Consider the following 14,515-nt stretch of genomic DNA (forward strand, 5'->3'; position numbering starts at 1 on the left):
ATATGAAAGCTAGCACGATGATTTTATGATCACATAAGTTGATATGGGGGCTTTCATCGATAACTCCACCTTTGCAACAAACACAATCTGCTGAAGTGTCGATAAAGCGACTTAATAGACTAGTGATAAATTTACCCTCTACCTTGGCAACCTGAAAAATGGTAAAAGTGCTAGCCCCTAGCTTTCGCTTTCGCATTATAGATTGAATATATTAAGGCTAATAAAATACAAATACCTGCGGGTACAAATAACGCGTAAAATTTAAATAAAATAAATAAATAAGTACCTAAGCTCCCACCGACAACAAACCCTATAATAATTAACAAAAATAATAATGCCTTTCTATTATCAAATGTATCGCCCCTTAATTTTGCACCTAACATAATACCCAAATCAGTAAAAATACCGGTGACATGAGTTGTTCTGATCACTGCACCACTATAAGTAGTGGCTAATGCATTCTGCAATCCACACGCGGCTGAGGCCAAATAATGGCCATTTAAAGAATCTTTTGTTAAGAAATAAATAGCGCCAAAAAGCAATGCCGCTTCTAGGTAAAGCAAACCACTATAGTTGCGGCCTAATTTTAAGGCCCCACCGCGTATAAAGTAGCCCGATATACCCGCACCTATTAAAAAGCTCAATAGAATAAGCAGTAAATGAAAAGCATCAGTAAATGTCGAGTTTACAACTCCTGTGCCAAGCAGTGTGGCCGTACCAGATAAGTGCGAAATCGATTGATGTTTAAACCCTAACAATCCAACCGCATTAATAAGTCCTGCCACTAAAGCAAGTACAAATGCACCGTATTCTACCCATCGGGGTAATTTTGAAATCACTATGTTCCTTAAGCTGTTAGCGCCTATTTGAGTGTAAAATTAAGCTCAGCTGAAATTAAAATAAGTTAAAATAAGTTAAAATAATTAACGGTATGAAAATCGCCGAGTTACTCCACTAGTGACAAGCTGATCAGCATTTATGTTGTCTTACATATTTAAAAACTGTCGAGGTATTTTGCTTAATTAACTGGTGTTAATCATCTTGAATAACCGCTTAAGTTTCTTTAACAGCAAGTAATCAACTTGATATAAATTCATCGGTTACATATATCTGAGTTAAATACCTCTGGCTTAAATAAGGCTCAGTAAGCACAACTAACGCCACCTAAGCTGTACAATTACTCATCTATTTTAAACCTTACTTTATACCGAGTTAAATAAACCCGCTAGCCACTCAAAAGTTAACACTGTGGTAAATACCTTTAAGCCAACCAAGCTTAAAAGAAAAACAATGAGCAAGGTTTTATTTCTCTGACTTTTTATATTACGCCAATACAATAGTTTTGCTTTAATTTCATCCGTAACTTCATTTTTTGTATCTTTCATCATAATACTTCTCAATATAAATAATAACTTAGACTTATTTTATAGCTGATAAAGTCTCAACTGCACATCAGGTTTACTTACTTATTGGCCAAGTACGTGTAACAAATTTTGAGTATTTTTGGCAATAATATTAAATAATACCTGCACTGTAACATACGCGTTTTTATTAACTCTTTACCAATGGCATAAAATCGCAATATCTAGACAGATTTAGCGACAAAGGCCGTGTTGTGTTGAACTTCAAGCAAGGTAACTTCTGACGATTTATTAGTTTTAATTGCTTTGTTATCGTTAATTATTCTTGTCTCAGATAAAATTAACTTGGCTATACATATTGGACACGTCACATTAAGCTCGGCTTAGCGGTTTTTGGACTGAAGTATGGACCTACAAAAAATTGCCCAACGCTATAACGTGTTCAATACAGATGAGTGTTTTTATCAATAAGTCTGCTTTCTAAACTAATATTTGCAGCTATATTTTAGCAGTGTTAATTTAGTGATGAGTTTTTATCATGTTATAGACATAGGTGTTATTAGTCGCTTTTTAGGCTATTTTACGAGAATATGTTTAAGGTTGCTGCTTAGGGAATACTCATGGATTTAATGCAAGGCTTACTATTAATAACCTCCATACATTTGTTGGCGGCAGCATCGCCAGGGCCTGATTTTGTTTTGGTGTCGCAGCAAACTTTGTCTAACGGCAAACAAACAGGCTTTATGGTCAGTATTGGTATTGCATTGGGATTGTCGGTGCATATTATTTATTCTGCGCTAGGTTTAGCTGCTGTTATCGCTAGCTCAGCAACCGCGTTGTGGGCGATAAAAATCATCGGTGGTGGTTATTTGATCTACTTAGGTGTGCAAGGTTTAAGCGCTAAACCGGTTAATAACCTTGACCCTATTGGTAAAGTCAGCGAGCAAAAGGTGCTGGAAAAGCATCGCAATTTAAGCGCAATTGCGAAAGGTTTTTTATGCAATGCCTTAAACCCAAAAGCGCCAATATATTTTGTGGCCTTATTTACTGTGGTTTTATCACCGAATTTACCGCTATTACACTTGGTTATTTACGGTATATGGATGATGATATTACAGCTGCTGTGGTTTTCTACTGTGGTGGTTTTACTTTCTCGGCCAAGTGTTAATGAAAAATTTCAACGCTTAGGTCATTGGATAGACCGTGTACTTGGTGGCGCTATGATTTTAATCGGCTTAAAAGTATGGGTCAGCAAAATAAATTAGGTGATTTTCATGACAAATATAGCCGTTAAAAAATATAAAAATTTCAAGTCGTTTTATCCGTTCTATTTAAGTCAACATGAAAATATTATTTGCAGAAGGTTGCATTTTATTGGCTCTAGTTTAATTATAATCACTCTGACCTATGTCTTGATTAATGCTGCTTGGCCATTACTCTGGACCCTACCTTTTTTAGGTTATGGCTTTGCTTGGCTTGGTCATTTTTTCTTTGAGAAGAATAAACCAGCGACCTTCACTTATCCTTGGTATAGCCTGTTAGGTGACTGGGTTATGTATAAAGACATTTTGATGGGTAAACTTAAGTTCTAAGGATTTTTTGCTTGGCTTTAGTTTCTTCTATGTAGCACAAGATTACTTAGCAGGATTGAGCTTGCCAACCAACATACAATTAAAATAGTAGACTTAATAACACACTCGCAACAAGAGCGCTTAAGAGCGATAGCATCACATAACAAATGTTGGCTGACATGCTCGGGGTCTGGTAACAAACTATAGGTGTGATTGAAAAATATTCGCGGTCATTAGCGCTCAAATTTAACATAGCGCTAGATTTAAATATCCCCTTAGAAACAGTATTTAAATAACCTATTTAAATACTAATAAGCATGCTTAGATACGCCTTACCATAGCACCTGGTCTATTTCATTCAACAATTGTTGGGTGTGATTATTGACCACCAAACTTTGGTTGTTTTGATTGCTTTTAATTATCATTTCTAGTTTCAGAGCACATTTAGATAGCTCAGCAAAGCCAAACATTTGCGCGGCACCGGCAATGCGATGCGATAGTCTGCCCAGTTGATCAAAATCATTGTTATTAATGTGTAACACTAAGTCTTGCTGCTCTAATACCAAGTTTGATTTAAATTTTTGTACTAAATCTGACATATCGAGATTACTAAAAATTTCACTGGCTTTTTCATGTGAAAAACTGCCATCGTAAAATTTTGTAATCGTTGGTATAAAAATATTTCGTTCAATGGGTTTAGATAAATGGCCACTAAAGCCCAAGGATAAATAATGCGTTATTTCATGCGACATGGCATTTGCCGTTAATGCAAAAATTGGCGTTTTACAGCCCTTTTGCTGCAAGATATTAAACGCCTCAATACCATCCATTTCTGGCATTTGAATATCCATTAAAATCAATTCGGGTTGGTGTTGTTCAAATAACGCGACCGCTTCTATACCGTTACGGGCAGTTAAAACCTTTAGCCCTAACGACGATAATAATCGAGCAATAAGTCGTCTATTATCGTTGTGATCTTCAGCCAGTAAAATGGTGCCCTGTAATGGCGAAGCGACTTCTTCAACAGTGACTTTAGTAGACGATATGCTACTTTCACTGCATTGCTCACTCAAACTGGCTGTACAGGGTAAACTAAAAGCAAAAACACTGCCCTGGTTTAGCTCACTTTCAACTTCAATTTTACCGCCCATGATTTTGGCTAACTGGTCTGATAAACATAGTCCTAAGCCGGTCCCACCAAAGCGTCGGCTAATACTGCTATCCCCTTGGGTAAAGCTTTCAAATATACTTTGCAGCTGGGAACTGCTCATACCGATGCCACTGTCAGTAATTTTAAATATTAAGTTATTTTCACTTTGACTAATGTTTAATTCTACATGCCCTTTTGGGGTGAATTTAACCGCATTAGCGCATAAGTTGATCAAAATTTGTTTAACTCGAAAACTATCCATCTTGATCAAAAATGGCTCTGGCAAATAGTGAATAATGTTAAAAGTTAAACCTTTCGAGCTTGCTTGCAAGCTGAACATATTAGCGAGTACTTGCAAAATGTCGTGCAAGTTTTGTGTTTGTATTTCAAGTTCTATTTTGTTGGCTTCAATTTTACTTAAATCAAGAATATTGTTAGTCAGTTCGAGTAAATGTAAGCTATTGCCATGAATAATTTTAACTTCTTTACCAATAAAATCCTCTTCAACATCACCATTCATTATCGCCTCAGCTTGACCAATAACTGTGGTTAATGGTGTTCTAATTTCATGACTCATGTTCGCTAAAAACTGACTTTTAATATTATTAGCACTTTGTAATTCTTGCATTAAATATTCGAGTTCAGTGGTTCTTTGTTTTACTTTTGACTCAAGTCCTAGCTTTGAGCGCAGTTCTATTACTCGACGTGCAATTAAAAAACTAATCAGTAAGCTGGCAACAACCACAATAATAATAATAATACGCGTTTGTGAAGACCGCTCCACTTCGAGTTCTTGTAAACGTTTTTGTTGCTTTAATTGTTCTACTTCTTGTTTTAGTTGATCAGAGTTAAATAAAGCTAATTTTGAATTAAGTTCATTATTATCTAATTCAAATTTTACTTGCAAAAAATCACGTTGACTTTTAACTGCTTTAAAGTTTTTATGCTGCGCAGCATATATAACTGACTGTAGTGAAAGGTTATATTGTATTTGATTTTTATTGTCCCTCTTTTTAGCCATTTCACTTGAACGCTCAGTATATTCTAATGCCAAGTCATATTTCCCTTGATAAAAAGAGGCTTTGGCTAAACTATATAGTGCACCTACATAAGCATTGTCGTGTTCTTGCTCAATACTTAAGCGAAGGCTTTCTGTGGCATAAGTTATGGCTTGGTCGATATTATGAAGGTCGTTATGTAGTTCGGCTAAGTGATATAACACCGTGGCAGTATAAAAATCATATTTATTTTTGCGGGAAGAGTTAAGCGACAGTGTCATATAATACTCAGCTTTTTCATAATCACCGGCATATTTGTAAGCGATGCCTATATCACTATATGCCATAACGATACCTTTTATATCTGAAATTTTTATCCGACTTTCTATTACGTCAAGATACATAGATATCGCTATATCGTAACGTTTTAGCTCTAAATGAAAATCGGCTATATTAAATTTCACATCGATTTTGTCGGTTTCACTGCCAAATTTTTGATATATTTTTTCCGCTAGTTGATAGCTCAACAGCGCACTTTCAAACTCACTGGTTTTTGCATGAACTAAGGCAACATTATTATACAAATTTGCTTGGGCAATGGGTTCATCGAGGATAAGATAATAATTAAGTGCTTGTTGATATGAATGTAAAGCCAAAGCATATTTACCTTTATAGTAGGCATAAACTCCCACTCTTTTATAGGCGTCAGCTTCAAGTTGTTTTAAGTCAAACTCCTGAGCAAGTTGTTGCTCTTTTTGGGCAACGTCAATAGCATGGTCAAGTTGACCTAATTGATGAAGTATTCTACTTTGACTAGCTAAAACCGAGAGTTTATCTAAGGTTGATAAGGTTTTATCTTTACTGAGCGAGGTAATTAACACCAAAGCTTGCTTTTTGTCGACCATGGCTTCGATTACCGATAGCTGCTGGCCAAAGTGTTTACCTATATATAAACTTTGGTTCTGACTTTGCACCGCAGAACTGGTGAATAAATTTGTCAATAAAATTAATAACAATATTCGCTTGAAAATTACTTTCGATGACCGCTTAAAATATGCGTTTTTTTTACTAACAAGTAACTTGCTCTTTTTGCTCATTTAGCTTTAGTCTATTATTTCAATTGATAAATATATTATTTAGCGGCTAGTTATAGCATTTTAGTATTCGACTAACAACGCTCTAGGTCATTGATTTCTTTTGTTGCTTTAATCAGATATAACACCAAAAATAGCTTTTATTTTACATGATAAAGCTTATTTAGATGCATTTTACCATAGCACTTGGTCTATCTCATTTAATAATTCTTGGGTGTGGTGACTAACACTCGAGCTTTGATTGTTTTGATTTTTTTTAATGACTGCTTCTAATTGCAAGCCACATTTAGATAACTCAGCAAAGCCAAACATTTGGGCGGCTCCAGCAATGCGATGTGATAATTTACTTAGTTGTTCAAGATCATTATTATTAATGTGTAACACCAAGTCTTGCTGCTCTAACACTAGATTCGATTTAAATTTTTGCACTAAGTCTGACATATCAAGGTTATTAAAAATTTCACTGGCTTTTTCGTACGAAAAACTGCCATCGTAAAATTTTGTAATCGTTGGTATAAAAATATTTAGTTCAATAGGTTTAGATAAATGGCCATTAAAGCCTAAGGATAAATAATGCGTTATTTCATGCGACATAGCGTTTGCCGTTAAGGCAATAATCGGGGTTTTACAGCCCTTTTGCCGTAAAATATTAAACGCCTCGATACCATCCATTTCTGGCATTTGAATATCCATTAAAATTAACTCGGGTTGGTGTTGTTCAAATAACGCGACCGCTTCAAAACCGTTACGGGCGGTTAACACCTCTAGCCCCAATGACGCTAATAATCGAGCAATAAGTCGTCTATTATCGTTGTGATCGTCCGCCAGTAAAATGGTGCCCTGCAATTTTGGGCGTTCTTGCTCAATAGTAACTTCGGTGGACGATATTTTACTTTCACTACATTGCGCACTGAAACTGGCTTTACAAGGTAAGCTAAAGGCAAAAACACTGCCCTGATTTAACACACTTTCAACTTCAATTTTACCCCCCATGATTTTAGCTAACTGGTCTGATAAACATAACCCTAAGCCGGTACCACCAAAGCGTCGACTAATACTACTATCCCCTTGGGTGAAGCTTTCAAATAGGCTTTGCAGCTGCGAACTACTCATGCCGATGCCACTGTCGGTAATTTTAAACATTAAGTTATTTTCACTTTGACTAATGTTTAATTCTACATGTCCTCTTGGGGTGAACTTAACGGCATTAGCGCATAAGTTGATCAAAATTTGTTTAACTCGAAAACCGTCCATCTCGATTAAAAAAGGCTCTGGCAAGCAATGAATAATGTCAAAAGTTAAACCTTTAGAACTTGCTTGTAAGCTGAACATATTCGCGAGTTCTTGCAAAATGTCGTGCAAGTTTTGTGTTTGTATTTCAAGTTCTATTTTGTTGGCTTCAATTTTACTTAAATCGAGAATATTGTTAGTTAGTTCGAGTAAATGTAAGCTATTGCCATGAATAATTTTAACTTCTTTACCAATAAATTCATCTTCAACATCACCACTTATTATCGCCTCAGCTTGACCAATAACTGTGGTTAAAGGTGTTCTAATTTCATGACTCATGTTCGCTAAAAACTGACTTTTAATCTTGTTAGCACTTTGTAGCTCTTGCATTAAATATTCAAGCTCGGTGGTTCTTTGTTTGACTTTTGACTCAAGTGCTTGCTTTGAGCGCCGCTCTATTAGTCTACGTGCAATTAAAAAACCAATCAGTAAGATGGCAATAATCATAATAATCATAATAATACGCACTTGTGACGAACGGCTCATTTCCAGTACTTGTAAACGTTTTTGTTGCTTTAACTGCTCAACTTGTTGCTTTAGTTGCTCAGAATCAAAAATAGCCAATTGCGAGTTAAGTTGGTTATTGGCTAATTCAAGTTGTGTTTGCATAAAATCACGTAGGCTTTTAACGGCTTTAAAAGGATGATGTTGCGCTGCATATATAAGGGCTTGTAGTGATAAATTGTGCTTAAGTTGTTCTTTATTGCCGATTTGGTTGATCACTTCAGTAGATTGTTCAAGATGTTGCAATGCTAGATCATATTTTCCTTGATAAAAATAAGCGGTAGCTAAGCTATATTTTGCCCCTACATAGGCATTATTGTGTCCCTGCTCAACACTTAAGTTAATACCTTCCTTAGCATAAGTTATCGCTTGGTCGATGTTCTGAAGGAAATTATTAAGTTCGGCTAAATTATGTAAGGTAGACGCGGCATTATAGTCATCTTTATTTTGACGATGTAAACTAAGTGCCAATTTCATGAAGTGTGCAGCTTGTTGATAATCGCCCGCATACTTATAGGAAGAGCCCAAATCACTATAAGCCATTGCTAGACCGATTTTATCTGAAATTGCTTTGCGTTTTTCTATGATGTCATAAAACATTTGAATTGATACATCGTAGCGCTTTAAGCGCAAATACAAATTGGCAATATTATTGAAGACGTCAAGTTGATCTTTTTTACTGCCAAATTTCTGATAAATAGGTTGAATTTTCTGATATATCGCTAACTCAAGATCATTTTGGGCTGTTCTACCATAAACCAAAGCAATATTGTTGTATAAATTGGCTTGGGCAATAGGCTCGTCGAGAGTGAGGTAATAATTAAGTGCTTGTTGGTATGAGTATAAAGCCAAGCTATTTTTACCATTATAATAGGCATAAACGCCCACTCTTTTAGAAGCATTAGCAGCAAGTCTTTTTAAGTCAAATTCATTGGCAAGTTGCTGCTCTTTTTGAGCAGTTTCAATGGCGTTCTCAAGTTGGCCTAATTGATGATATATTCTACTTTGACTGGCTAAAACGGAAAGTTTACCTAAAGTTGATAACGTTTTGTCTGCACTGAGTAAGGTGATTAACTCTAAAGCTTGCTTTTGATCCACCATGGCTTCGATTGTAGACAGCTTCTGACCAAAATTTTTATCAACGTATGGGGTTGGGTCTTGGCTTCGGCTTTGACTTTGCGCAGTAAAGCCGACGAATAGATTTGCAAATAAAATCAAGAAAAATAATAACAACGTTCGGTTGGGAACCGTCATCCATGACACCTTAAAATACGCTGATTGTTTACTAGCAAGTGAATGCTTATATTTACTCATATAGTTATAATCTATTATTTCAATTGATAAAAGTATATGTGGTGGGTAGTTATAGCATTTTACTATTCTACTAACAATGCAAAGGGTAATTGATTTTTACCTTATCTTATCTTATCTTACAATGTCTTATATTTTATTATATTGTCTTGCCTTACTTTGACATTAAGGCTGTACTACCTCAAAAATTTCTTCAAAAAAATGGCTGTTCTTTCAACATAAATAGTTACTAAAATTTCACTAAAAATCTCACTAAAACTTAGCCAAGAGCATGAAAAAAGGCTTATAATCCGAGGTTAAATATCCCCATAATCCATGATTAAAGTTATCTCAATGTATCAGAAAACTAAAGTTGCATTCACCCAGTTAAAAAACAATAAATTTTTCGAATTAAGTGTTATCTGCGTCATTATAATTTCTGCACTTGAAATTGGCGCTAAGACTTTCCCGCTTTCAAGTACAGCTATTTCTATTACCTCACTGCTCGATACCTTCATCACACTTTTTTTCTTATTTGAAATTTCGTTACGCTTTCTTACAGAAGAAAAGAAAATAAACTTTTTTAAATCCGCTTGGAATATCTTCGATACGCTAGTCGTTGTTGTCAGCCTTATCCCAATAAATCATTCTGAAATGGTTTTACTGGCTAGGTTAGTTAGGGTGTTTCGTGTTTTAAGAATGGTATCTGTTGTGCCTGAACTTAGAATACTCATTAATTCGCTGGTTAAGGCCATGCCTCAATTAGGCTATGTCGTGTTGTTGATGTTTATTATTTTTTATATCTACGCGGCTGTTGGTAGTTTTTTGTTTAATACCATTAACCCGAAATTATGGGGTGATATCGCGATATCGATGCTAACACTTTTTAGGGTAATGACGTTTGAAGATTGGACCGACATTCAATATGAGACGATGGAAATTTATCCTTATAGCTGGATTTACTACATAACCTTTATCTTTTTTACTGCATTCGCCTTTCTCAACATGGTCATTGGTATTGTGGTTAATGTGATGGAAGAAGAGCGCTCAAAAGTAAAGAACAAAAATCAGCCAACGTTAAGTGACTTAAAACAAGAGATAACAGAATTAAAAACACTTATTTTGCAGCTGGATAACAAAAAGAGTTCTAGTTAAGTAGTTTTTGGCTACGCGCGTTAAAAGTTAACGCCTTACCCATACTGATAATTTTATCGACAATTGGTCATTATCCGTATGAATGACATAAAAATTTGGCATCACGACAAGTAACCACAGATTCAACCCTATTTTTAACTATTCAAGCCATATTTTATATGGCTTGAATAGTTAATACTCAGTGAATATCAACTAAGTCATTATCAATAAAGCAAGTGATAATACTGGCATAATAGCGCTATTTATCTAAACCACCCAAGCATAAATATTTAATTTCCAAATAATCATCTAAGCCATATTTCGAGCCTTCACGGCTACTACCTGATTGCTTAACACCACCAAATGGCGCAGCAGCGTTAGAAATAATGCCTTCGTTAATGCCAATCATTCCATACTCAAGCCCTTCGGCAACACGCCAAATTCTACCAATATCTCTGGCATAAAAATAAGCGGCTAGACCAAATTCCGTATCATTAGCCATAGCGATGACCTCGGCTTCATTATCGAAGGCGATAATGGGAGAAACTGGACCAAATATTTCATTTTTAGCAACAGGCATATCATTGGTAACATGACTCAAAATTGTTGCTTGGTAAAAGTTTTCGCCCGCGGGGTCTTTCTTAGCACCCAAAATGACTTTCGCGCCCGCTGCAATAGATGCTTGCACTAATTTATCAACATCATTAACCGCCTGGCTAGAAATCATAGGACCAATGATAATGCCGTCATCTAAACCATTACCTATCGCTAATTTCGCCACGCTAGCTGTGAATTTTTCAGTAAATTCTTCCAACACTTGGTTTTGAACGAAAATACGATTAGTGCAAACACAAGTTTGGCCAGCATTACGATATTTTGAAAGCAACGCCCCTTGTACAGCCGCATCAATGTCAGCATCGGCAAAAACGATAAAAGGCGCATTGCCGCCCAACTCCATTGATACTTTCTTCACAGTTGTAGCACATTGGCTCAACAACGTTTTTCCTACTGGCGTTGACCCTGTGAAGGTAAACTTAGCAACATCAGGGTGCTGAGTTAACACTTTACCTATACCACTAGCGTCGTCACCAACCACCACATTAAATACCCCTGCAGGAATGCCTGCTCGCTTGGCAAGCTCAGCCATAGCTAAAGCTGAAAGTGGTGTTTGTGTTGCCGGACGAACAACAAAAGTACAACCGGAAGCTAGTGCAGCCGCGGCTTTTCTGGCGATCATAGCATTAGGGAAATTCCAGGGTGTGATCGAGGCAACGACACCTACTGGCTGTTTAATCACTATAATACGTTTATCCCCTGACGGTCCTGGGATCGTATCACCATAAACTCGCTTGCCTTCTTCTGCAAACCATTCAATAAATGCCGCGCCATAAGCTACTTCGCCTTTAGCTTCGGCAAGTGGCTTACCTTGTTCTAAGGTTAATATTCGGCCAAGATCGTCTTGATGTTGGAGCATCAAATTAAACCAATTACGCATTATGCCTGCACGTTCGTTGGCCGATTTTACTGACCACATTTTTAATGCGCCTTTGGCGGCATTTACCGCCAATTCTGTTTCAACAACACCAGCATTACTTACTTTCGCCACTTCACTGCCATCAGCTGGATTGGTTACAATGATCTGAGCTTCACTGCTATGCCAATTACCATTAATGTATGAACAATTTTTAACTAACTGACTATCTTGTAAACCAAGATCTGAGTTATTTTGCATATTAAGCTCCATTGCCATCTGTTGAGTTATGAATATCAATTAAAATAAGGGATACGTCAACTGAGATCTGTGCTGGTGATCTTAAAATAAGTAAAAGCTACTTATACTTATACCCATTTGATTAATTACTTGCTCACGTTGAGGGTTAACATAAACAGCTGCTCTGTTATGAGATTTATAAGTAATCTAGCTGCTGACTAAGTTTTATGGTTGGTCATTATTCATTTTCTGTTATGAAAAAGCTGAGTTACTATTTAATCAAATCGATACTAACGATGACGTTAATAAAAAGTTCTAGAATAACAGGTTATAGCCGTTTCATTAAGTTTGTGATCTTGTTGTACGGGGAAATATAGTGCTCAACAGCCTAGCTAAAACTCAAACTCAATTATGCCAATTATCACTAAGGCATTTAAGCTAGGAGTAAAGGTAAAGGTTATTAAATTTTTCGAAGTGAAAATAAATTAGGGGGGAGTAACAATTTTTAAATAAAAATAAGGCCGGTTGAATACGACAGTAACGCAGATAAAGCGAAAGCAGTATGCAACAGCGGCCCTTGTTGTTATATCAAAGTGATTAACGATTCACTTTAAACCGGTTCATCCCAAGAAAGATGATGTTCAGCCAATACGACTAAATTTTCACTGTTAATCAGACGATGCGATGCAGCATAGCCAAGTATATTCTCAACAGTCTCTTCTGGACGGCTTGAAATAATAGCAGTTTCATCTGATGAGAAATTACACAAACCACGTGCTATTTCTTCACCTTTTTCATCATAGACGTGAAGCACGTCTGCGCGTTCGAAATTTCCGTGTATAGAAACAACATCATGGCAGGTAAAACCATCGTCACCACCATATAATGAGTCAGCTACATCTTGTTTGATCACTAGGCTACCAGCCATTTGCAAGCGATCTGTCAACCAAATATTCCATGCCGATGAAGGAGATGAATGGGCAATACATTTGGTGTGCTTGCGTTCGCCACGTAGTATTGCAGTAACAGGATCTTCCATTGTTCCTCTAGCAATAATAGTGGTGCAACCGGCATTCTGTGCCATATTTGCTGCTTGCAATTTAGTCAGCATACCGCCGGTACCTAAAGAACTGGTACTGCTTGCCGCTTCCATGTAACTGCTGACATCTTCAATAGATTCAACAAATATCGCACCTTCTTCTGAAGGGTTTCGGTCATAAACGCCGTCGATACAAGTTAAAATAAACAGATACTCAGCACCAATCATTTGAGCGACTTTCGCTGCTAGTCTATCGTTGTCACCGACACGAATTTCTTCGGTGGTCACGGTATCATTTTCGTTGACAATCGGCATTACACCCTGTTTGATCAAACGGTGTACCGTATTTTTGACGTTAAGAAAACGACGTCGGTTTTCGAGATCATCTAAGGTAACTAATACCTGTGCAATATCAAAACCATACTCTAATGCAATTTGCTTATAAGCATGCATTAAGATGGGTTGTCCACAAGCCGCTGCTGCTTGTTTGTCTTGAACGCTGGCGTTTTCAATGGTACAGCCAACGGTATTAAGACCTAATGCAACTGATCCTGAGGACGTAAGTACAACTTCGTATCCTTGATCACGTAACGCAGAAATATCATTAAGCAAGCCATGCATGAAGGCGAAACTAGGTGTTAAATTCTTAACGTTTGCTAAAAGGCTCGAGCCAACTTTAATGACTATACGAGGTTTGATTCGTGAAACTTTTTCTGATTTTGGTTGTTCGAATGAGGGCAAAATGACTCCGTCTTCTGATTAATATAATTAAATATCTGGGCTGAACCAATAAAAGTTTGGTGCATAAGTCTACAGATATTTCCGTAATATTTTTTGTCGGTGTGCGATTATCTTATTATCAAAACATCAGTTTTACTAGCAATATATTGCCTTAGAGATGATAGATAAAAAATTGCTGAAACGTTTAAAAAAACGTTAAAATTTGACAACAATCGACAAATGAGTTGGGAGATTATATACTAAAAACCCTATTTTTTCAATTGAACTTAAAATCACCTTTGCAAAACGAATGCAAAACGAATGCAAAACGAATGTAAAACGAATGTAAAACGAGTTTTTAAGATTGTTTTTTAAGGTTATATTGAACACTTGCAAAACAGGCTGTATTTCATTTAACAGCAAACTAAAAGCATGAGGAGTTTTATGTCATTAATTATGATTGGTTGTGGGACGATTGTGCTTCATTGTTGACTCACTGGGTAACTTCTACTGTTCAGACAATGGCCATCATTAATTCCTCTTTAGTTAAAACGCCTCCCTGTATTGTTGTCACACAAGCAATTAAAGAGCTGTCTAATCAAGGTTATGTCGATTAAAACGCACTTATTGAAAAAGTATTGTTAGCCTATTGT

Annotated in this window: 9 protein-coding genes; 3 read left to right on the plus strand and 6 right to left on the minus strand. The window is 36.4% G+C overall.

Annotated features, from left to right (window positions below):
* Positions 1 to 170: 170 nt before the first annotated feature.
* Positions 171 to 839, minus strand: coding sequence for a YoaK family protein (locus tag H4J59_RS07240; protein ID WP_182238074.1), 669 nt, complete (start codon positions 837 to 839; stop codon positions 171 to 173).
* A 363-nt stretch (positions 840 to 1,202) separates the two neighbouring features.
* A complete protein-coding gene (locus H4J59_RS07245; protein WP_259369430.1) occupies positions 1,203 to 1,388 on the minus strand; it encodes a hypothetical protein in 186 nt (61 codons plus the stop codon).
* Positions 1,389 to 1,981: 593 nt separating this feature from the next.
* Here H4J59_RS07245 and H4J59_RS07250 point away from each other — a divergent pair.
* Both H4J59_RS07250 and H4J59_RS07255 read left to right on the plus strand, forming a co-directional pair.
* Positions 1,982 to 2,626 (plus strand): LysE family translocator, encoded by a 645-nt coding sequence (locus H4J59_RS07250; RefSeq protein WP_182238076.1) that lies wholly within the window; start codon positions 1,982 to 1,984, stop codon positions 2,624 to 2,626.
* A gap of 9 nt (positions 2,627 to 2,635) precedes the next feature.
* Complete coding sequence (locus tag H4J59_RS07255; RefSeq protein ID WP_182238078.1) at positions 2,636 to 2,953, plus strand: DUF962 domain-containing protein; 318 nt, start codon at positions 2,636 to 2,638, stop codon at positions 2,951 to 2,953.
* Positions 2,954 to 3,264: 311 nt separating this feature from the next.
* On the opposite strand, the gene H4J59_RS07260 is transcribed toward H4J59_RS07255, so the two are convergent.
* Positions 3,265 to 6,081, minus strand: a complete 2,817-nt coding sequence (locus tag H4J59_RS07260) for an ATP-binding protein (RefSeq protein WP_182238080.1) — start codon at positions 6,079 to 6,081, stop codon at positions 3,265 to 3,267.
* Between the two features lie 267 nt (positions 6,082 to 6,348).
* Positions 6,349 to 9,222 (minus strand): response regulator, encoded by a 2,874-nt coding sequence (locus H4J59_RS07265; RefSeq protein WP_182238082.1) that lies wholly within the window; start codon positions 9,220 to 9,222, stop codon positions 6,349 to 6,351.
* Positions 9,223 to 9,612: 390 nt separating this feature from the next.
* Here H4J59_RS07265 and H4J59_RS07270 point away from each other — a divergent pair, with 390 nt between their 5' ends.
* Complete coding sequence (locus H4J59_RS07270; protein WP_182238084.1) at positions 9,613 to 10,413, plus strand: ion transporter; 801 nt, start codon at positions 9,613 to 9,615, stop codon at positions 10,411 to 10,413.
* Between the two features lie 238 nt (positions 10,414 to 10,651).
* Here the strand turns inward: H4J59_RS07270 and H4J59_RS07275 are convergent, their stop codons facing one another.
* Both H4J59_RS07275 and proB read right to left on the minus strand, forming a co-directional pair.
* Complete coding sequence (locus tag H4J59_RS07275) at positions 10,652 to 12,124, minus strand: NAD-dependent succinate-semialdehyde dehydrogenase (RefSeq protein WP_182238086.1); 1,473 nt, start codon at positions 12,122 to 12,124, stop codon at positions 10,652 to 10,654.
* Between the two features lie 589 nt (positions 12,125 to 12,713).
* Entirely contained in the window at positions 12,714 to 13,883 is a 1,170-nt protein-coding gene (gene proB / locus H4J59_RS07280; protein ID WP_182238088.1) for a glutamate 5-kinase, read from the minus strand.
* Positions 13,884 to 14,515: the final 632 nt, after the last annotated feature.

Source organism: Colwellia sp. MB02u-10, from assembly GCF_014077185.1.
Taxonomy (GTDB): Bacteria; Pseudomonadota; Gammaproteobacteria; order Enterobacterales; family Alteromonadaceae; genus Cognaticolwellia.